General features: G+C 40.3%; 20 protein-coding genes. 4 read left to right on the forward strand and 16 right to left on the reverse strand.

Annotation, left to right across the window (positions count from 1 at the left end):
* Window positions 1-10 precede the first annotated feature (10 nt).
* The 4 genes from HCX62_RS07845 to pflB all read left to right on the forward strand — a co-directional run bounded on the left by HCX62_RS07845 (window position 11) and on the right by pflB (window position 5,973).
* Window positions 11-694, forward strand: coding sequence for an EAL domain-containing protein (locus tag HCX62_RS07845; protein WP_185638263.1), 684 nt, complete (start codon window positions 11-13; stop codon window positions 692-694).
* A 110-nt stretch (window positions 695-804) separates the two neighbouring features.
* The gene (locus tag HCX62_RS07850; protein ID WP_185638265.1) at window positions 805-2,448 is read left to right on the forward strand and encodes an NAD-dependent malic enzyme; all 1,644 of its coding nucleotides are present in this window, start codon (window positions 805-807) and stop codon (window positions 2,446-2,448) included.
* Window positions 2,449-2,450: 2 nt separating this feature from the next.
* Complete coding sequence (locus HCX62_RS07855) at window positions 2,451-3,458, forward strand: serine hydrolase domain-containing protein (RefSeq protein WP_185638267.1); 1,008 nt, start codon at window positions 2,451-2,453, stop codon at window positions 3,456-3,458.
* 235 nt (window positions 3,459-3,693) lie between these two features.
* Window positions 3,694-5,973: a formate C-acetyltransferase gene (gene pflB, locus HCX62_RS07860; protein ID WP_185638269.1), complete on the forward strand. Its 2,280-nt coding sequence runs from the start codon at window positions 3,694-3,696 to the stop codon at window positions 5,971-5,973.
* A gap of 46 nt (window positions 5,974-6,019) precedes the next feature.
* Here the strand turns inward: pflB and HCX62_RS07865 are convergent, their stop codons facing one another.
* The 16 genes from HCX62_RS07865 to folE form a co-directional block, all read right to left on the reverse strand.
* A complete protein-coding gene (locus tag HCX62_RS07865) occupies window positions 6,020-7,285 on the reverse strand; it encodes a BaiN/RdsA family NAD(P)/FAD-dependent oxidoreductase (protein ID WP_185516643.1) in 1,266 nt (421 codons plus the stop codon).
* Window positions 7,286-7,396: 111 nt separating this feature from the next.
* Complete coding sequence (locus HCX62_RS07870) at window positions 7,397-8,080, reverse strand: zinc metallopeptidase (RefSeq protein WP_008948252.1); 684 nt, start codon at window positions 8,078-8,080, stop codon at window positions 7,397-7,399.
* A 58-nt stretch (window positions 8,081-8,138) separates the two neighbouring features.
* Window positions 8,139-8,762, reverse strand: coding sequence for a DUF1405 domain-containing protein (locus HCX62_RS07875; protein ID WP_185638271.1), 624 nt, complete (start codon window positions 8,760-8,762; stop codon window positions 8,139-8,141).
* 86 nt (window positions 8,763-8,848) lie between these two features.
* A complete protein-coding gene (gene reoY / locus HCX62_RS07880; RefSeq protein ID WP_185638272.1) occupies window positions 8,849-9,394 on the reverse strand; it encodes a proteolytic degradation factor ReoY in 546 nt (181 codons plus the stop codon).
* 33 nt (window positions 9,395-9,427) lie between these two features.
* Window positions 9,428-10,681 (reverse strand): tetratricopeptide repeat protein, encoded by a 1,254-nt coding sequence (locus HCX62_RS07885; protein ID WP_185638275.1) that lies wholly within the window; start codon window positions 10,679-10,681, stop codon window positions 9,428-9,430.
* A gap of 129 nt (window positions 10,682-10,810) precedes the next feature.
* Window positions 10,811-12,097: a 3-phosphoshikimate 1-carboxyvinyltransferase gene (gene aroA, locus HCX62_RS07890; protein ID WP_185638277.1), complete on the reverse strand. Its 1,287-nt coding sequence runs from the start codon at window positions 12,095-12,097 to the stop codon at window positions 10,811-10,813.
* A 13-nt stretch (window positions 12,098-12,110) separates the two neighbouring features.
* Window positions 12,111-13,214 carry a prephenate dehydrogenase gene (locus HCX62_RS07895; RefSeq protein WP_185638279.1) on the reverse strand — a complete coding sequence of 368 codons (1,104 nt, stop codon included), beginning with the start codon at window positions 13,212-13,214 and terminating at the stop codon, window positions 12,111-12,113.
* A gap of 20 nt (window positions 13,215-13,234) precedes the next feature.
* Window positions 13,235-14,317 carry a histidinol-phosphate transaminase gene (gene hisC, locus HCX62_RS07900; RefSeq protein WP_185638281.1) on the reverse strand — a complete coding sequence of 361 codons (1,083 nt, stop codon included), beginning with the start codon at window positions 14,315-14,317 and terminating at the stop codon, window positions 13,235-13,237.
* Window positions 14,317-14,691, reverse strand: a complete 375-nt coding sequence (gene aroH / locus HCX62_RS07905; RefSeq protein ID WP_185638283.1) for a chorismate mutase — start codon at window positions 14,689-14,691, stop codon at window positions 14,317-14,319. The genes hisC and aroH overlap by 1 nt, the downstream gene beginning before the upstream one ends.
* The gene (aroB, locus tag HCX62_RS07910; protein WP_185638285.1) at window positions 14,688-15,785 is read right to left on the reverse strand and encodes a 3-dehydroquinate synthase; all 1,098 of its coding nucleotides are present in this window, start codon (window positions 15,783-15,785) and stop codon (window positions 14,688-14,690) included. Before aroB ends, aroH begins: the two co-directional genes overlap by 4 nt.
* A 2-nt stretch (window positions 15,786-15,787) precedes the next feature.
* On the reverse strand, window positions 15,788-16,954 hold the full coding sequence (gene aroC, locus HCX62_RS07915) for a chorismate synthase (RefSeq protein ID WP_014602113.1): 1,167 nt from the start codon (window positions 16,952-16,954) through the stop codon (window positions 15,788-15,790).
* Between the two features lie 204 nt (window positions 16,955-17,158).
* Window positions 17,159-17,602: a nucleoside-diphosphate kinase gene (gene ndk, locus HCX62_RS07920; protein ID WP_185638287.1), complete on the reverse strand. Its 444-nt coding sequence runs from the start codon at window positions 17,600-17,602 to the stop codon at window positions 17,159-17,161.
* An 18-nt stretch (window positions 17,603-17,620) separates the two neighbouring features.
* Window positions 17,621-18,586, reverse strand: coding sequence for a heptaprenyl diphosphate synthase component II (gene hepT / locus HCX62_RS07925; protein WP_185638289.1), 966 nt, complete (start codon window positions 18,584-18,586; stop codon window positions 17,621-17,623).
* Window positions 18,587-18,596: 10 nt separating this feature from the next.
* Window positions 18,597-19,310 carry a demethylmenaquinone methyltransferase gene (gene menG / locus HCX62_RS07930; RefSeq protein WP_003726790.1) on the reverse strand — a complete coding sequence of 238 codons (714 nt, stop codon included), beginning with the start codon at window positions 19,308-19,310 and terminating at the stop codon, window positions 18,597-18,599.
* Window positions 19,311-19,332: 22 nt separating this feature from the next.
* On the reverse strand, window positions 19,333-20,100 hold the full coding sequence (locus tag HCX62_RS07935) for a heptaprenyl diphosphate synthase component 1 (protein WP_185638290.1): 768 nt from the start codon (window positions 20,098-20,100) through the stop codon (window positions 19,333-19,335).
* A gap of 58 nt (window positions 20,101-20,158) precedes the next feature.
* On the reverse strand, window positions 20,159-20,728 hold the full coding sequence (gene folE / locus HCX62_RS07940; RefSeq protein WP_185638292.1) for a GTP cyclohydrolase I FolE: 570 nt from the start codon (window positions 20,726-20,728) through the stop codon (window positions 20,159-20,161).
* Between the last annotated feature and the right edge of the window lie 229 nt (window positions 20,729-20,957).

A 20,957-nucleotide genomic window follows, 5' to 3' on the forward strand; every position in this document is an offset into this window, starting at 1 on the left:
AGTTGGACAAATGAAAAAGCCCTCCGTAAGTGAGATTATTGATCAAAATCATTTTGATACAATATATGAACCGATTGTTGCTGTTGAAAATACGCAAGTTTTCGGCTATGAGTCACTCACCCGCTTGAAAACCGATCACTGGAACGCCATCAGTGATTTTATCGAAGAAGCGGAACAGGATGGTCTGCAAAAAGCATTTGAGCTGCTCACGCTTCATAATGCCGTGAAACGCTTTGACAAGAGCGGAGACACGCCATTATTTGTCAATATTTCCTATGATACCTTTTTAGAAAATCAAGAAGAACTGCATGATACCCTTCTTGATAACGGGAAAATAGTTTTTGAATTTTTGGAAACATCCAAGTTGCCACAAGAACGAATGAACGAGCTAGAAAAACAACTGCTTTTATTCCAGAAAAAACATGAGACTAAATTCGCTATTGATGATTTTGGCTCCGGTTATGCGGACTTGCATCGCGTCTTTGCGCACCATTCTGACTTTGTAAAAACCGATCGCTTATTACTACGAGATTTATTTGAGAGCGATGGCAAAAAAATCTTCTTTGAGCAACTGCATAATTACGTCAAGAAACACCATAAATCCTTGATTGTCGAAGGAGTCGAAACAAAAGAGCAGTTAGAATTCCTTCAAGAAATCGGCATTCCTTACGCGCAAGGTTATTATTTTCATTAAGTTTAACAAAAGAAAATCTGATTTTTGTCAGGTTTTCTTTTTATTTTGAATCAGTTGTTATTCTTCTTGCCCCCATGTAAAATAGAATAGAATGAAAAGGAGTGCTGAAAATGACTGTAAAACCAGGTTTTGACTATCTAAATAATCCGTTATTAAACAAAGGAACTGCTTTCACAAGTGAAGAAAGAATCAGCTATCAATTAGACGGATTACTACCACCAATGATTGAAACAATCGAACAACAAGCCGCGCGCATCGAACATCAACTAGCAAGCTTAGAAACAGCTTTACATAAACATCAGCTTTTAACAAACTTATATAACGAAAATCGCACACTTTATTATTATGTCGTGACCAAAAACGTCACCGAATATCTGCCTATTATTTATACACCAACGATTGGCGACGCCGTAATCCATTATCATAAAGATTACACGGCTCCTGATGAAGCTTTATTTATTGATGCTTTTGCTCCAGAAAAACTGCGCACATCAATTGAAAACTATGCCAAAAACAATCCAAATATCGATATGATCGTAATTACAGATGGTGAAGGCGTGCTCGGCATTGGTGACTGGGGCGTAAATGGTGTCAAAATCGCAGTTGGTAAATTAGCCGTTTATACGGTGGCCGCTGGACTTGCGCCAGACCGGGTGCTCCCTGTTGTGATTGACGCTGGAACAAATAACGCGACTCTCCTTGAAGACCCATGCTACTTAGGCAACAAACGTCCGCGACTTTCAGAAAGCGAATATGATACGTTTATCGCTCAATTGGTCGATAGTATGCAAAGCGTTTTTCCAAAAGCAATCCTTCACTGGGAAGACTTTGGTCGCGCAAACGCAAGTCGAATTTTGCATAATTATCGTGATAAAATTTGTACTTTTAATGATGATATTCAAGGAACAGGTGCCATGGTCGTTGCCGCTGTCCTTGCCACCATTCAAGTTTCCCGCATTCCTTTAAGCGAACAAAAGATCATTATATTTGGCGCTGGAACGGCGGGCATCGGTATCGCTGACCAGCTTAGTGGACAGTTGATGCGTGAAACAGGTCTTCCTTTTGCAGATGCTCGAAAACATTTTTATTTAGTTGATCGAAATGGATTAGTGCTGGACAATATGACAGACTTAACAGCTGGGCAAAAGAAATATGCACACGCTGCTTCTGACTGGGCTAATACGCCGACTGATACGTTAGAACATTTGGTGGAAGCCGTTCATCCAACCATGCTAATTGGCTGTTCTGGCGTCACTGGTGCGTTTAAAGAGAGCATTGTTCGAAAAATGGCGGAGCACACGGAACGTCCAGCGATTTTACCACTTTCTAACCCAACCAAATTAGCCGAAGCAACCGCCGCTGATTTGATTAAGTGGACCGATGGAAAAGCACTTATCGTCACAGGAAGTCCCTCAAAACCAGTGGAATACCAACATACTACCTATGAAATTGGCCAAGCAAACAATGCCCTGCTTTATCCAGGACTTGGACTAGGTGCCCTTGTTACTCGCGCCAAATATATTACAGATGGCATGCTCGCTGCAGCTTCAATGGCTGTCGCTAAACAAATTTCGCCAAATGAACCTGGGGCTGCCCTTTTACCACACGTGAGCACCCTTCGAGAAACCTCTCGAGCCGTGGCAATTGCTGTCGCCAATCAGGCATTAAAAGAAAATATCCAGCAAGTAGAATTAACGGATGTCACCGCAGCCGTAGAACTTGAAATGTGGCAGCCTACTTATAAAGGAGTTTAGCTATGTTCTATAAAACGAAGCATTCACTTGATCAACTCGTCCAAAACGGATCCACTCCCGGAATTAGTTATCAAATCAAGACAAACCAGCTGGAAGAAAATAACATTATGGGGTTAAAATCCGTTTTTCCAGAAGCGCAAATTCTACCAAGAACAACAGAAAACATTTATGATATCGCTTCTTTGACCAAAGTAATTGCTACGACTACTCGTATTTTACAACTTATCGAACAACACAGATTCCAATTAGAAGATCCTGTTCAAATGTATTTACCAAATTTCCAGCACAAAAACGTGACAATTTTACATTTATTAACACACAGTTCTGGTCTTGCGCAAAACATTCCTAACTTCCAAATGAACAATCCCGAAGACGTTATGCGCTATGTTTATGCCACACCGCAAGTTAATCCGCCTGGCACGGAAGTCACTTATGCCGATGCTAATTTTCTATTACTCGGCTATCTGATTAATAAAATGGAAGGTAATTACGAGCAAGCCATTCAACAACATATTTTAACACCACTAAAAATGACACAATCCAGTTTTCATCCAACGAATAAAGAACAAGTCATCCCGACTGAACTTGATCAAACACGCGGCTTAATCCAAGGCGTTGTTCATGACTTCAAAGCTTGGACCGCCAAATCTGGCACTGGTCATGCTGGCCTTTTTAGTACGCTAACTGATCTTTCCAAGTTTCGGGATGCGCTTATTTTGCAACACGGAGCACCAATCCTTTCTGAACAAATGTTACAGCTCATGCAAACCAATCATACCCCTGGCCTCAATCGAAGTCGCGGGCTAGGCTGGGACCTGCGCGGCGAGTCTGTTTTATATCACACCGGCTTCACCGGAACTTTCATGGTGCTCGATTTAAAACACCAAGCCAGTTTAATCGTCCTTTCTAACCGCGTCCACCCAAGCCGAGCCAACCCAAATTTCGTTGACAAACGTGACAGCATTGTCGACACTTTTTTAGAAGAAGTTTCAAACATAAAAGAAGTCTAGCACATTAGCTAGGCTTCTTTTTCTGCGGTTCGCCCCCCGCCCCATTTTAAGCTGAAAAACTGTATTAACACAGCCCTTGAAAGCCTTTTCTAGTTATATAAAAGAAATTTATTTTCTTTCTAGTTTTATATTGTTTTCATTTTCACAAAGGAGTATGCTGTTCAATGAAGAAAGATTCTAAAGACTTGTTTCTGGCTTTAAGTGAAAAGGAACACAATTGAAGGAGGAAATAATCATGACAAAAGCATGGGATGGTTTTAAAGGAACCGCATGGCAAGAAAATATTAGTGTAGGACAATTCGTCCAAGATAACTACACTCCTTACGATGGCGATGAAAGCTTCTTAGAAAAAAGTACACCTAGAACAACTAAACTAAATGAAAAAATAAATAAACTAGTAGAAGAAATGGATGCAAAAGGTGGCGTGCTCGATATGGATAACGCTATCGTATCGAATGTTGCATCTCACAAAGCTGGCTACGTTGACCAAGAAAATGAAGTCATCGTTGGCTTGCAAACAGATAAACCATTCAAATTAGCGTTTATGCCAAATGGTGGTCTTAGAACTGCGGAACAATGTTTAACAGACAACGGCTATTCGATCGACCAAGAATTACATGACTTCTACTTAAAAAACCGTTCTACTGCTAATGATGGTATTTTTAGAGCATATACAGACGATATCAAACGTGCGCGTCACTCGCATATCGTTAGTGGTCTTCCAGATGCATATTCGCGCGGAAGAATCATCGGCTTATACCAAAAACCAGCACTTTACGGCGTGGATCGTTTAATCGCTGAAAAACAACAAGACTTGAAAAAAATTGCCATTTCTTCTGATGAAAATATTCGTCTACGTGAAGAAATTTGGTTACAAATCAAAGCATTGAAAGACTTAATCGTTTTAGGTAATGAATATGGTTTAGAACTTGGCCGTCCAGCTGAAAATGCAACCGAAGCTGTACAATGGACTTACATGGGCTACCTTGCTTCTATCAAACAAGCAAACGGCGCTGCAAGCTCATTCGGTCGTATTCCGATTTTCCTTGATATCTACATCCAACGCGATTTAGAAAAAGGCATTATCACCGAATTCGATGCGCAAGAATTAATCGAGCAATTAACGCTTAAATTAAGAATGGTTCGTTTTGCAAGAACAGATGGTTATAACGAACTTTACGCTTCCAACCCAACATTCGTTACAACATCTATGGCTGGTATGGGGGCAGACGGTCGTCATCGTGTGACAAAAACAGATTATCGTTTCTTACACTGCCTAGACAACCTAGGAAACTCCGCAGAACCTAACTTAACTGTCCTTTGGGATGCTCGTTTACCTGAAAGCTTTAAAGAATATTGTATGAAAATGAGCGTCAAACACTCCTCCATTCAATATGAAAATGATAAATTAATGCAAGAAGAAGGCTACGGCGATATGCAATGTATCAGCTGTTGTGTTAGCCCACTTAACCCAGAAGCAGACAAAGATAAAGGCGAAACACATAACCTGCAATATTTTGGTGCTCGTGTCAACGTCCTTAAATGTCTTCTTGGCGCAATCAACGGTGGTAAAGATGACCTTCACAAAAACCAAGTATTCAACGTTGTAGAACCAATTACAACCGAATACCTTGGATACGAAGAAGTACTAGAAAAATTTGATAAATCAATGGACTGGTTAACAGACACATACGTTGATGCAATGAACATCATCCACTTTATGACAGACAAATACAACTACGAAAGCATGCAAATGGCCTTCTTACCATCCAAAGTAACAGCGAACATGGGCTTCGGTATTTGTGGATTCGCTAACGTTGTAGATAGCCTAAGTGCGATTAAACACGCCAAAGTAAAAACTATCCGCGACGAAGATGGCTTTGTATATGACTATGAAGTAGAAGGCGACTTCCCTCGTTACGGTGAAAATGACGACCGTGCCGATGACATCGCTGTAATGGTTCTAAAAATGTTCAAAGACAAATTAGATTCCCATAAACTTTACAAAGATAGTGAAGCAACTGTTTCTGTTCTAACAATCACTTCTAACGTTGCTTACTCTAAACAATGTGGTAACTCCCCAGTGCATAAAGGACCTGTATTCGATGAAAATGGTAAAATCATCAAAGAACCAGAATTCTTCAGCCCAGGAGCAAACCCTTCAAACAAAGCAAAAGGTGGATTCTTAGATAACCTTGCAAGCCTTTCTAAATTACCATTCCACTATGCTAATGACGGAATTTCCTTAACTATCCAAGGAGCTCCAAAAATGTTCGGTAAAACAACCGAAGAACAACATCATAACCTAGTTGGTATTCTTGACGGTTACTTTACAAAAGGTGGTCAACATATCAACTTAAACGTTCTTAATCATGAAGAAGTTATCGAAAAAATCAAAGCCGGCATCCCAGTAATCTTACGTATCAGCGGCTACTGCTTAAACACCAAAGATCTAAACGAAGAACAAAAAATGGAACTTTGCCAAAGAATGTTCCACGAAAAATTAATCGGTTAAAAATAAAAAAGCACCAAATCTGCGAAAAACAGATTTGGTGCTTTTTTTATGCGTTTGAAACTTCCGCCGCGTAAGCTCCTGCCGTATGCCCAGTCACTAGCGCGCAAGTAATATTATATCCGCCTGTATAGCCATTGATATCAAGTATTTCCCCGCAGAAAAATAGTCCTTCCATCAACTTCGACTGCATCTCTTTCGGCTTGATTTCCTTCACAGAAACCCCACCACCAGTTACAAATGCCTTTTCAAAATCAAGCGTACCATTCACCTCAAAAGTGAAATCTTTTAATAACTGAATAAACTGCTCGATTTTTTTCGGACTCACTTGTTTATATTCAGCCGTTTCATCTAGTTCTGCTTTTTCAAGTAAAAACAACAACATTTTCTCTTGTAAAAGCGAACTTAAAGAATTTTTCAATGCTTTCTTCGGATTTTCCTCTAATAATTTATACACATCTTTTGCAAGTTCCCCAGCTGACACATTCGGGAATAAATCAAGACGCATCTTCACCGTACCCGCGCCCGTTTTCTTTAATTCGCGAAGCACAAACATGCTACAACGAAGCGCTGCTGGCCCTGACACACCAAAGTGCGTAAAAATCATATCCATTTGATGGGTAATAATCGGCTTGCCTTTTGCATTTAAAACCGATAGTGAAATATCTCTAAGCGACGTCCCTTGTAGCACTTTTTGCTTGATAAAAGGTTCGCTCGAAGTAATCGGCACTTCTGTCGGATATAGCTCTGTGATAGTATGTCCCGCTTTTTTCGCCCAAGCGTATCCGTCACCAGTCGAGCCTGTCCGAGGAACAGATTTACCGCCAACTGCGACAATTACCGCGCTAGCTGAAATCTCTTGGCCGTCTTTGAGCGTCACACCTTTAACATGTCCATCCTCGTAATCAACTTGTTTTACAGCTGTTTGCATGTAGATTTTCACGCCAAGCTTTTCCATCCGCTGAATCATCGCCTCAGCAACAGAACGCGCGCTATTCGATACAGGAAACATTCTGCCGTGGTCTTCTTCTTTTAGAGCCACCCCAAGCTTCTCAAAAAAGCGAATAATATCTTCATTATCAAACGCATGAAACGCACTATATAAAAAGCGACCATTGCCAGGAATATGCTTAATAATTTCTTCTGCTGGTCGTCTGTTCGTTACATTACAACGTCCGCCACCAGACATAATTAATTTACGTCCCAGTTTTGGCCCTTTTTCAATTAATAGTACTCGTTTATTTTTCTCTGCTGCACTGATTGCCGCCATAAGTCCAGATGGCCCGCCACCAATGACAATTACATCATAATCCATTGTCCCGCTCCTTTACTTTATCCGTGTTTAAGTATAGCAAGCATTCGTCTCACTGCCAAGCCTTTTTCACCAAACAAAAACCTGAGAAAGCTCTCAGGTTTGTTTTAAAATCTAATTTCGATTCATATTCGTAAAAATAAGTAGTAATCTTAGAAGTTCCAGTACAGCTACAGCCATTGCAGCAACATACGTCATTGCAGCGGCACTTAGTACTTTTTTCGCTTGTGGAAGTTCTGATGATGCAACCAGTCCACCGCTCTCTAATTGAACGAGTGCTCGTTTACTAGCGTCAAATTCAACTGGCAATGTAATTAATTGGAAAAGTACTCCTACAGCCATCAAAATAATCCCTAGTAACATGAAACTAGCAAAGTTTGCGAGCATTCCGATAATCAAGAACACCCAAGAAATATTGGAACTAAACATCGTTATCGGAACAAGCGCCGAACGAAAACGCATAAACGCATAATCTTGTTGATCTTGAATCGCGTGTCCTACTTCATGGGCTGCAACTGCTGCCCCGGCGATAGAACGTCCGCGGAAGTTAGCTTCTGAAAGGAAAACAGCTTTTTTTCTAGGATCGTAGTGGTCACTTAACATTCCTTTCGTTTCATGGACAGGAACATTTGTTAAACCATTTGTATCCAAAATACGACGTGCAACCTCCGCACCAGTTAAACCATTTGCTACACCAACTTTGGAATAGTGTGCATAGGTAGTTTTAACTCGATACTGCGCCCAAAGTGGGATTGCCGCAACGATGATAAAATAAATAATATACTGACTAAACGACATCTAATCATCTTCCTCCTACTACTTTTTTTCAGTGAATATCCTTATCTCTTAGTATAAATTAACTACCACTAAGACTCAACCTCTTTCCCTCATCATGAGGAAATTCTAATGTAAGGTGGCCTTTTTTTATGGTTTTTTCATATACAAACCATAAAACCACAACCGTTAACCAAAAAGTTGCGTAGCCAATTTCCGGCAAGAATTTTTCTAACCCCATATAAATCGGCATTTGACCAAATAAATAATCAATGACATCATTATGAAACACCCAGACAGCTGCAATCATAAAATGACCAATCCGAAAACGATAGAACGGCGCATAAAGAATACCTTCCACTGCCATAAAACCATGCGTCAAAATTAACACAACAGAGCCCCAAACTAGCATTCCTTGATCAACCATATAAAAAACATTCATACCAACTGCCCACAAACCATATTTCACTAAACAAACAAATCCGAGCGCCTCCATCAAAGGCCAGTGCTTTTTCCCAATAAAAGCAACTAGCGCCAAAGTAAAGAACAGAATTGCCGTTGGACTATCTGGCACAAACAGCCAAAAACGAGGCTCTGTCATTTGTAATTGTGGTAAATACCATATGTATCCATAAATCGCTCCAAGTAAATTCCCGAAAAAAAGCACTCGTAAAAAGGCTCGATTTGCGAGTAAACTATATAACAATGTATCCAGCTCCTTAAAAAAATCCTAGCAAAGCAAGGAAACGATGCGCTTTTTACACCATTCCCCTACTCACTAGGATTTATCCCTTATTCTTTTTCCGTATCCATTTGCTGTAAAATTCGAACTAGCTTATGAAAAGTTGCTTCATCACGTGTATCAAGCGCCTCATCGATTTGTTGTAATACTTTCTCTCTTGAAAATTGGTGCACAGATTGATAAATAAGCGCATCGGCCATTTCTTTTTCCTCATCTGCAAGCTTCAAAGCCGCAAAAGGATTATCTTCACGAACAAGCGCGTATTCTGGTGAAGTCATCGCCTCTTCAAAATGAAGTTCGACATATAACTCTTCATCCCAATTCAAACGAATATCGTGAAATGCTTTTTCTGGATCTGTCGTCATAATGTTGCCTTTAAAAAATAGGAACGGCTCGGATTCAACCCCGTGAGCACTAAGTGAAAGCCCACGCGCACACCCTTCCAAATTATCAACAAAATGAACATATTTTACAATTTGATCATGGCCAGCAATATAATTTAAAACCCACATTGCTTCTCTACTCTTCATTTGATGTTTGTTTAAAAACCAGCGAATAAAATCTTTCTTCTCGTCTATTGAAATGGATGCCTTCATCTTTCCTCAGTCCCTTCCTGCATTCTTTTTAGTTTAATCAACTAAAGATAAAATCTCTGTGTCTTCTGGTTCAAGTTCTAAATAACTACGCAAAATTTCTTGTGATTTCGCGTGTTCGCCTTCTTCTCTTAAAAATAAACCGTATTCCTTTAAGAACGTAGGATTATTTGTAAAATGTGGATAAGCGAGTTCATAATTTGCTTTTGCTTTATTATATTGTTCTGTTTCCTGATATGCAACACTTACGTCCCAGAAAATTTGTGGTTCGGAAACAACTTCTTCCCCGAGGCCTTCCACTAATTCAATCACACCTTCATAGTCTTCCTTCGCAAGTAATAATTTGTTCAGTTGCATAATCGCTTCTGAATATTCCTCATCCAGCACAATTGCCTGACGATAAAATTCTTCTGCCTCTTCCGGTAAACGCATCGTAACAGCCAGTTTCCCAGCTTCTAGGAACATTTCTTTATTAAATTCATCTTGCGTTAAACCATCTTTGAGTACCGCAATCGCTTTTTCCGGTTCGCCGTTTTCTTCATAGCTTTTCGCTAAATAAGAATAGAGCGTTGTGTACGATGGATCATGTTCGCGCAAATGTTCGAGCGCGTGAATCGCTTTCGTATAATCTTTGGCCTGATAAGCCGTTAATCCCATCCCGAAAAGTGTATCGACCGATTCTTTGTCTTCAAGCGCGCGTTCGTAGTAAGATAGTGCTTCTTCAAACGCACCACTAGCAGCAAACGCTTCGGCAATCCGTTCATAGACGGACACAGCACCGTTCGAAATAATCGTTAACCCAGCTTCGACAGCCGTTTGATAAGACTGTACAGCGGACGCGAATCTCGCTTGGGATAAATAATATTCCCCTAGTGCAAAATCAATAATCGGCTCATTTGGCGCGATTTGTTTGGCTTCGAGTAATTTTTGCTCACTTACTTCAAACAAACCTTGCATTTGATATAAATCAGCTAACACGAGCAAACTCTCAATATATGCTTCATCTTCTTTGTTCACTTTTTCTAAATAATCTTGCGCAGCGTCGATATCGTCTTTTTCAAGCGCGACCTCGGCTGCACGGACAAGCAATTCGCCTTCATCCTTGTATTTAGCTAACAGAAGTTCATATAAATCTTCTGTTTCATCTAAAAATCCTAGTGCAAATAATTCTTCCGCTAAATAGTATTGTTCCTCATCTGTTCCCGCCTGCACTACTTCATCAAAATACTTCTTCGCAAGCACCATATCTTCATGCTCTAACGCATGTAACATTTTATTAGCTAATTCCATTTCGGCACCTTCTTTAATAATAAGTCGTTTTTCTATTATACCATTACTTCCTACATAAGAAAAAGTGATTGCCTCTCTTAAATAAAATACCAGCGCCGATGTTTTCGCACTCAGCACTGGTAGTCATTATTATTTTAAAAGGGAGTTAATATCTTCAAAGAATGTCGGGTAGGAAACAGAAACTGCTTCTGGGCGTTCTAGGTCCACGTCGCCTTCCTCAACAAGAAGTGCAGCAATTTGCAGCATCATCCCAATGCGGTGATCGCCGTAACTCGTTACATTGGCCGCATGAAGTGGTGTTTTCCCGCGAATAATTAAGCCGTCTTCGGTTGGCGTAATATCAGCACCCATTTTGTTTAGCTCCGTAGCAACGGCATCGATACGATTCGTTTCTTTGACTTTTAATTCAGCCGCATCTTTAATGATCGTTGTTCCTTCTGCTTGCGTTGCTAAAAGTGCGATAACTGGAATTTCATCGATTAAACGAGGGATAATATCGCCACCGATTTCTGTTCCTTTTAACTCGCTCGTTTTTACAACAACAGTACCTGCTAATTTCCCGGTACTTCTGCTGGAATCTTTTACTTCTAAACTGCCGCCCATTTGTTCTACGACATCGAAAATCCCTGTTCTAGTAGGATTTAAACCAACATGTGTTAGTTCAATTTCACTGCCTGGCGTGATTAAACCAGCCACGATAAAGAATGCCGCGGAAGAAACATCACCTGGCACAGTCATTTCTTGTCCAGTGAATTTTTGGCCGCCTTTGACGCGAATTGTTAAACCATCCATTTCAATTTCACCGCCAAATTGGCGAATCATATGCTCGGTATGGTCACGCGTTTTTTCTTTTTCATGAATAATCGTTTCACCTTCTGCTTGCAATGCTGCGAAAATAATCGCACTTTTTACCTGCGCACTAGCAACTGGCATATGATATTCCATTCGTTTTAGTGTTTGCTTGCCAACGATTGTAATTGGCGCAAATTCAGAACCATCTTTACCATGCATTTTGGCACCCATTTGTTGTAGAGGAAGCATCACGCGGTTCATTGGTCGTTTTGCAATTGATTCATCGCCTAAAATGACAGTATCAAAGTCTTGTCCTGCTAAAATCCCCATCATTAAGCGAATTGTTGTTCCCGAGTTGCCAATATCAAGAGGGCCATCCGCTTGTTTTAAGCCATCAAAGCCAGTACCATGAACAATAATTTCTTCATCGGTTTCTTCTATTTTTACGCCTAGTGCTTTAAAAGCTTTAATAGTTCCAAGGCAATCATCTGCACGTAAGAAATGACGAATGACCGTTTTTCCTTCTGCAATTGCCCCAAACATAATGCTGCGGTGGGACATCGATTTATCTCCAGGGACTGTGATTGCACCAACTAGTCCTTGTTTATTTGTAATTAATTTCATCGTCATTTCGCTCCTATTCGTAATGGCATGTATAGTTACTTCTCGTTTCAATGCAACGTTTCGCCCGGTCCCTGTCTTCATCTGATTGGAAAGTAATTTGTAACACACCGAAAATATCTTCGCGTGTTTCCAAAATCTTGATGTTCGTTAAACTAATTTCTTCTTCGCCGAGATATCTCGTCACCTCAGAAATAACCCCTGGATAATCTGGTACATCGACAAATAAATCGTAAAACGCAGGAATTGCTCCACCTTGATGAACTGGCAAGGAATCGCGAAATTCTTTTGCCCCATCAAAAAATGCATAAATCGATGTAGCATCTTCACTTTCGAGCATTTCAAGCGCTTGGTTCATACTATCGCGCCAAATCGTCAACTGTTTCGTTAACGTTTTTTGGTTACTGATAGAAATGTCCGTCCACATTCTTGGATCAGAAGAAGCGACCCGTGTAATATCACGAAAGCCTCCTGCCGCCAGTCGAAATGCAGCTGGATGTTCTTCTGTAAAACTTTGCGTCTGATTAACTAAAGCCGCCGCTACAATATGCGGTAAATGGCTTAGCATCCCTGTAATTTCATCATGTTCATTCGGTGTTAACACTAAGAATTTAGCATTCGTACCAGACAGCCACGTTCTAAGCTCCGCGACTTTGTCTTCTGCGACATCTTTCGTTGGTGTTAACAAGTAATAGGCATTTTCAAACAACAATTCTTTAGCAGCACGGACACCACTTTTATGTGAGCCAGCCATTGGATGACCGCCGATAAATGTAATACCACTTTCCCGAAGCGCTGTGGATGCTTCCATAATTGTTCCTTTTGTACTGCCTGTATCAGTAACAATCACATTTTTCTTTAAAGTAAGTTCAGGTATGCGCGCGAGTAATTGTTCTGTTTCTTTTACCGGGCAACAGAAAATAAGTAAATCTGCTTTCGGTCCATCTATTAAAATACTTTCGCCAATTTCATCGATGACACCTAGAGACTTCCCAACTTCTAACGAATGATAGGAAACGTCAATTCCGATGATATGCGCTTCTGGATGTTTGGCCTTAATCGCAAGGGCAATAGAACCACCAATCAATCCAAGCCCAACAATAACTACCGTCCCTTTCATTCAAAAACGCCTCCAAACACTTACAATAATTTTTCTAAAAGTGCAATTACCGCACTATTTTCTGCTTCTTTTCCGATTGTAATTCGAACAGCTGTTGGAAAACCAAGTGCTGCGCCAGAACGAGTAATATAGCCATTTTTTTCCAAGTAGCTAAAAATAGTTCCTGCTTCGATTCCTAAATCTATTAAAACAAAGTTACCGTTCGCCGGATATAGTTTCACTTGTTCATAACGTTTAGCGAACGCTTCGTATTGTTTAATTCCATTTGCATTAGAAGTTCTGCATGCGTCAATAAAAGCTTGATCCTTAATCGCTTCAATTGCTAATTTTTGGCCAATGCTCGTTGTGTTAAACGGCGGTCGAACAATATTAAGCTGATTGATTATTTCTTTGTCCGCGATACCATAACCTACACGAGCACTTGCCAAACCATAAATTTTACTAAAAGTTCGGGTAATAATTAAATTTTTATAAGTGCGAATTAGTTTTTCGTGTTTCTCAGGCTGTGGTGTCACATATTCAATATACGCTTCATCTAAAACAACAAGTACATCGCTCGGTACTTTGTCTAAAAATGCTTGAATGTCCGCTAGCTCAATATAATTCCCAGTCGGGTTATTCGGATTACAAATCCAAACAATCGTCGTTTTTTCATCAATCGCGTTTAACATGCCTTCTAAATCATGCGCACCGTCCACAAGCAGTGGGATTTCTCTTACTTCCGCGCCTTCGATCAACGCATTTTGGCGATACTGCACAAATGTCGGTGTCGCCATCACGGTATTTTTCGTCGTATCAAGCAAAACCCGCGTCAACAGTTCAATCAATTCATCCACGCCAGCCGTAAAAATCAATTCATCTTCTTCTAATTGATAAAATTCAGCCACTTCTTTACGTAGACTAGAAGCCCAACCATCTGGATAAATTTCTGTTTCCACGCTAGAATTGGCTTGAAGCGCCGCCACTTTTGGAGAAGTTCCTAGTGGGTTTTCATTAGATGATAGTTTGGTAATTTTCGTTAAACCAAGTTCTGCCATCACTTCTTCTTCGCGTTTCCCAGGTTTATAAGAAGATAGACCTGCAAGTGATTTTTTCCATTTCATTACGCATCCTCCTCTTTTACTAAATCTGGGCGTAGTACTTTTGCTCCTCGTAAGTAGACATGGTTGATGGCTCCGAGTGGTTTATGTAAATCTGTGAATACCATGAAACGAATACACATTGGAAGCGCATTTGGCACCGGAATTTCTTGCATCCCCATAACAGGAACGTATTCAAAACCAGATGTCTCACGCACTGCTTTTGCTGGAAAAGCGGCAAAAATATCTTCTGTCACCGTAATAATAACCGACGTTAGTTGCTCACTATCCGTTATCCCATTTTGAGTTAAAATTTCTTCAAATAATTCTTTCGTAGCTGCATAAATTTCTTCTGCTGTATTATGTTCTATTGTTGTTGCCCCGCGAATCGCTCTCAAAATATATCCCCTCCATTTCGCATCACACGTTTATATGTTTCAAAAATCAATTCATCTTCTGCTTTAAAAATCACCGGTTTACCAATTTCTTCCAGTAAAACCATGCTTATTTCATTAAAAGTTGTTTTTTTATCATGACGCATATTTTCCAATATACAGCTAAAAGGCACGGTCGCGTCAAAAGTCGTATCGTAGCCTAACTGGCCCAACCACGTTTTAAACTCTGCTAAATCAAAATCCAGTCCGTAAACCGTCTCACTCATCGTTAGCGCGTAAATCATCCCGTAAGTAATCGCCTCGCCGTGCAGCCATTTGCCAAAGTTGCCGTAAGCTTCTAAGGCATGACCAAACGTATGACCAAAATTCAAAAATGCGCGCACACCTTGCTCAGTTTCATCCTGCGCAACAATGTTTGCCTTAATTTCAATCCCACGTTGTAAAAATGGCGTCAAATCCTTCGTATAAAAGTCTTTCGGCTCCGTAAAGGTATCCATTAAAGCACGTAATAAAGTCAGGTCACTAATGAGCGCATGTTTAATCATTTCCGCAAAACCAGAGCGCATTTCCCGTTCTGGTAAAGTAGCAAAAAACTGCGTATCGTAAATGACCGCTTCTGGCTGATAAAAGTTGCCAATCATGTTTTTGCCAAGTGGATGATTAATCGCGACCTTGCCACCAACCGCACTATCATGCGCGAGAACCGTCGTAGGAACTTGATAAAACGGAATCCCTCTCATATACGTAGCAGCGACAAAACCACCTAAATCACCAATAACGCCTCCACCAAAAGCAATTAAAACAGCTTTACGATCTAGTCCTGTTTCAATCATTTTTGTCATCACGTCTTCATACACACGAAACGTTTTCGCTTCTTCGCCGTTTGGTGCCACATAATAAGTGACTACAGGCAAATCAGCAAGCACTGCGTCAAGTTTCGCTTTATGAAGTTCCGCCACGTGTCCGTCCGTTAAAACAAACACGTGGGAAAACTTAGCTAGACTCTCTGTCCATTTTTCCCGGACATCTTCAAGTGCGAATTCATTAATATATACTGGGTATGTTTTACTTTTAGCACGGACTGTAATTTCTGGCATGTTTAAAACTCCTTCGTTAAGTTTCGGTGTTCCTCCACATGTTTTTTAAGCGTATCAAAACGATCACCATCAAATTTTTCTAAAACAGCGACTGCAACTTCCCAAGCGACAACAGCTTCAGCTACCACGCTTGCAGCAGGTACTGCACAACTATCCGAACGTTCTACACTGGCATTAAATGTTTCTTTAGAATCAATATCAACACTTTGCAGTGGTTTGTATAAAGTTGGGATTGGCTTCATTACGCCGCGAACAACGATTGGCATACCATTTGTCATTCCGCCTTCGAATCCACCAAGATTGTTTGTACGTCTAGTGTAGCCATCTTCTTTACTCCATAAAATTTCATCCATCACTTCGCTACCAGGTTTTCTAGCAGCCTCAAAACCGACACCGAATTCAGCGCCTTTAAATGCATTAATACTGACAATCGCACGAGCAATTTTCGCATCTAATTTTTTGTCCCATTGTACGTAGCTACCAAGTCCAGCTGGTACACCGCCAACAACTACTTCGACGATTCCACCAATCGTGTCGCCATTTTTCTTAGCGTCATCAATTTTTTGCATCATTTCTTCTGCAGCAACGCCATCTAAACAACGAACTGGGGAAGCTTCGGATGTTTCTTGGATTTCTTCAACCGCGTAATCACGTGTTAAATTCGCACGAGTCCCGCCAATTTCAAGTACATGTCCGGCCACTTCAATACCTAGTTCATGTAATAGTTTTTTCGCTACTGCTCCTGCTGCCACGCGGACAGTCGTTTCACGCGCGCTAGAACGTTCTAGTACGTTACGCATATCGTTATGACCATATTTCATGCCGCCAACTAAATCCGCATGTCCAGGACGTGGACGGGATACGCGACGAGATTTTTCATTTTTTTCTGGGACTGGTTCAATACTCATAACTGTTTCCCAATGTTTCCAATCTTTATTTTCAACAAACATCGCAACCGGTGCGCCTAATGTTTTACCATGACGAATTCCAGCCGTGATTTGTACTTGGTCTTTTTCAATCCGCATCCGCGCTCCTCGACCATGTCCACCTTGTCTTCTTTTTAGCTCTTTATTTACGTCTTCTGCAAGTAGAGGCATTCCTGCTGGTAATCCTTCAATAATTGTTGTAAGCCCCGGTCCGTGTGATTCTCCTGCCGTTAAGTATCTCATCTGCTCATCTCTCCTTTTTCTATTTCAGCTAGGTATTTCTAGCGTTTATATTTTAGCGCTTTAAAGTATATGTGTAATATCTTAACATATGCCAAGCGAGAACACAATACTTTAGTTTCATTCTTTCATCTTACCAAAAAACCGCATTAAATGGTAATTTCTCTATGAAAAAAGAGCCTAGGTTTCCCTAAACTCTGAGCTATGTTAAATCCAAGTGTCGATTGCTTTTTGATAACTTAAAATTTCATGCGGTTCAAAAAATAGTTGAATTTCCCGTTTCGCACTTTCTGGGCTATCCGAACCATGAATCACATTTCGATTAGTATGTATCGCATAATCTGCGCGAATAGTTCCAGGATCTGCTTCTAATGGATTCGTTTTCCCCATCATTCGGCGCGCAGTCGTAATCGCCCCGTCGCCTTCTAACACCATCGCAAATACAGGTCCAGAAGTAATAAAGCCAATTAAATCCTCGAAAAAAGGTTTCCCAATATGTTCCGCATAATGTTTCTCTGCTAATTCGCGGTCAATTTGCATTAATTTTCCAGCAACAAGCTTCAAGCCTTTTCGCTCAATTCTTGTTATAATTTCACCAATAAGTCCTCTTTCCACGCCATCCGGCTTAACCATTACATAAGTTTGTTCCATATAGAATCCTCCCTCACGTTAATAATTTCTTTTATCTAAAACACGAACGATTTGTTTTAATGGCTTTAATTCAGGCACTTGCGGCAACGAATCGAGTATTGCTACGGCTTTTTTCAAGTAAGCTGTTGCGATATCTTCGGCCTTTTGGGCACCTGCTTTCTTTACTTCTTCCACTAAAACGGCAATTTCTTCTGCTGGAGTTTCCTCCGTTATTTGGCTGATGCGTTTTTTAAGAAAAGGATCTTCCATTGCGAAAAATACGGGCAACGTCACATTTCCTTGTCTTAAATCTTCCCCAGCTGGTTTACCGAGTTCTTTTTCTGTTCCAACAAAATCAAGTACATCATCCGTAATTTGAAACGCCATGCCAACATAATAACCAAAACGATATAACTTCTGATAATCTGCTTCACTTTGACCAGAAACAACGCCACCAAGTCCGCAACTAGCTGCGATGAGTAAGGCTGTTTTTCGTTTAATGCGTCGCAAATAGTTACGCACACTTTGATCAAAATTGTATTTATCTTTTAACTGTTCGATTTCACCAGTAGAAAGTTCTACGGTAACATGCGATAACATTTTATGCGCGGCAACATCTTTAATTTCCGTCATATATTCCAGTGACTTAGCAAACAAAAAATCGCCAGTATACATCGCAATATGGTTGCCCCACTTCGATTTAATCGTCTCACGTCCGCGTCTTAAATCTGCATCGTCCACCACATCATCATGCACAATTGATGCCATATGAATGAGTTCAATTGCCACACTCGCATTTTTCACTGCATCAAAATCTGGATTAGCGGCAAGTCTAGCAGATAAACAAACGAACATCGGTCTAATCCGTTTCCCGCCTGCTTCTAACAAATGGAGTGCCGCATCCGAAGTTGTGTCTGCAGCTGCGCCAGAAAGAGCTTTTTTAAGTTCTTTTTCAACTGAGTCAATGTCTTTTTGCATATTTGCATATAAAAAGTTAAGTTTCATGCTTGCCACCTTATTGTTCCTTCTTTTTAAATCCAAAGTGGGTTGCACTTGCGCCGCCACTGTGTGAAATATATCTTACGTATGAAAATCCGGCTTCTTGAAACATTTCCGCAAGTCGTGCCATTCCTGGAAACTCACGCGTTGATTCCTGTAACCAGCTATATTCTTTATAACTTTTCGCAAAAAATTTCCCAAAAACAGGCATCACGTAACGGAAATACGCATTAAATACTTGTTTCCAACCGGGAATATTTGGTTGCGACGTATCGATACACGCAAGCTGTCCACCCGGTTTTAACACGCGGTACATTTCACGCAACACTTGCATATAATCCGGTACATTTCGAAGCCCAAAACCAATCGTCACATAATCAAAACTATTATCCGGAAAAGGTAATTCCATTGCGTTCCCGTGAATAAGTTCCACATTATGCAAATCCGCTTCCTTCACTTTCTCGCGGCCAACTTTCAGCATGTTTTCACTAAAATCAAGCCCTGTCACATGACCTTCTGGGCCAATTTCTTCCGCCATCATAATCGACCAATCTGCCGTTCCACAGCAAACATCAAGAACATTCGTCCCTTTTTGAACACGCATTAGCTTCATTGTTTCTTTGCGCCATTTCACATGTAGTTTAAAACTAATCACACTATTCATTCGGTCATAACTGGGGGAAATTTTCTCAAATACTTTATGTACTTTTTCTTCTTTAGTTTCCGTCATATCCCGAATCTCCTTCTATTTATCAGTCGTTAAGAACTTCGATGATTCTTTTTTCCAGTATATTAGAAAGCGGCTCGGACTCCTCTTTTAGTCGTTCCACTTCACTTTTCACATCACGAATAATCGCTACTAGCCAACTTTCAAAATTCGTCACAGCTTCTTTCGCAAAATAACCATGATCAAACGCCCGCTTCAATCTAGACGCACCAATTTCCTTGTAAGTAGCAAGTTCCATTTGAAGTCTTTTAAGCAAAAAGAACTGACAACCTAGATTGATAAAAGTTTCATCCTTCATAAAGTACTTCGCAAACTTGGCAAAAATCGCTGCATTTGTCAAAGTAAGTTGCGCTAAATATTCTTCATCTGTCGCTACATGTAATTGGTAAATATTGGTTTTTGCAGTGTTTGTTTCTTGTACGCCACTTTGCAAGGCCCGCAGTAACGGAATCATTTCTAATTCTGCAAGCGTGCGGTAATAAAGAGAGCTATAAAAATCCCCAGCGAGAACTGTTAGCTCCTGCTCTTTACGAGTGAGCTTTACAACGTCGCCTGGTTCATCGATTTTTTCATGTGTATCATGCGCTAAAATCATGTACAACGTTGCACTAACGACGCGATACGCTGCTGCATCAGTCAAATCAGAGCCAGAAATCGCTTCATGAAGAAATAGCATTTGATCTTTGTCCATTTGCCCGCCTTCATTATTCTCTTGTAAATACTGATAGACTGCTTGCTCATGTACCAATTGCTCCACTTCCTTTAGCCCAGCCTCTCTTGCCTGATAAGTCATTTAACAATCCCCTTTGAATCTCCTTATTACGTAAAATAAATTATACCATAAAGGATATTTAATTATGCTTAATTAAAGCCAAAACTTCACTTCTAAGCTTATCGTCATTTTTAAAAGCGCCACGAACAGCACTTGTAATTGTTTTTGTTCCAGGTTTATTGACACCGCGGATTGTCATGCACATATGCTCTGCTTCCATAATGACCATCACACCAAGCGGTTTTAGTTTTTCCATCATAATTTCTGCAACATTTGTTGTAATACGTTCTTGCAGTTGTGGGCGACGACTCACATCATCTACCACACGAGCAAGTTTGCTAAGACCAGCAACTCTTCCATTTTGTGGCAGGTAAGCAACGTGAGCTACTCCGAAAAAAGGGACAAGATGATGTTCACACATAGACGAAAAACGAATGTCTTTCACAAGCACTAATTCTTCATGTTGTTCTTCAAAAATAGTATCGAAATGAACAGAAGGGTCTTTTTTAAGTCCAGAAAATACTTCCTCATACATACGAGCTACTCGCATTGGTGTATCAATCAGTCCTTCACGTTCTGGATCTTCTCCTACTGCTTCTAAAATAACTTTTACCGCGTCAGCAATCTTTTGTTTGTCTATTTGCTCCATCCTTAATTCCCCTATCTTTTTAGCATTATATACCTTGTATATCTTAACACAGCCGAACTTCAAGGTAAATTTAATTTGCTTGGATAAGTGATAATAATAGGCATTTTTTGCTTTCGTAATTATATTCCCTATTTCTAAAACAGAAAACCACTAAAAATGGGCATAAAAAAACTAGCCTAGCTTAATTATAAAATTAAGGCCAGACTAGAGTTAGTGCTTAAAAGTCTAT

Source organism: Listeria swaminathanii (assembly GCF_014229645.1).
GTDB classification, from domain to species: domain Bacteria; phylum Bacillota; class Bacilli; order Lactobacillales; family Listeriaceae; genus Listeria; species Listeria swaminathanii.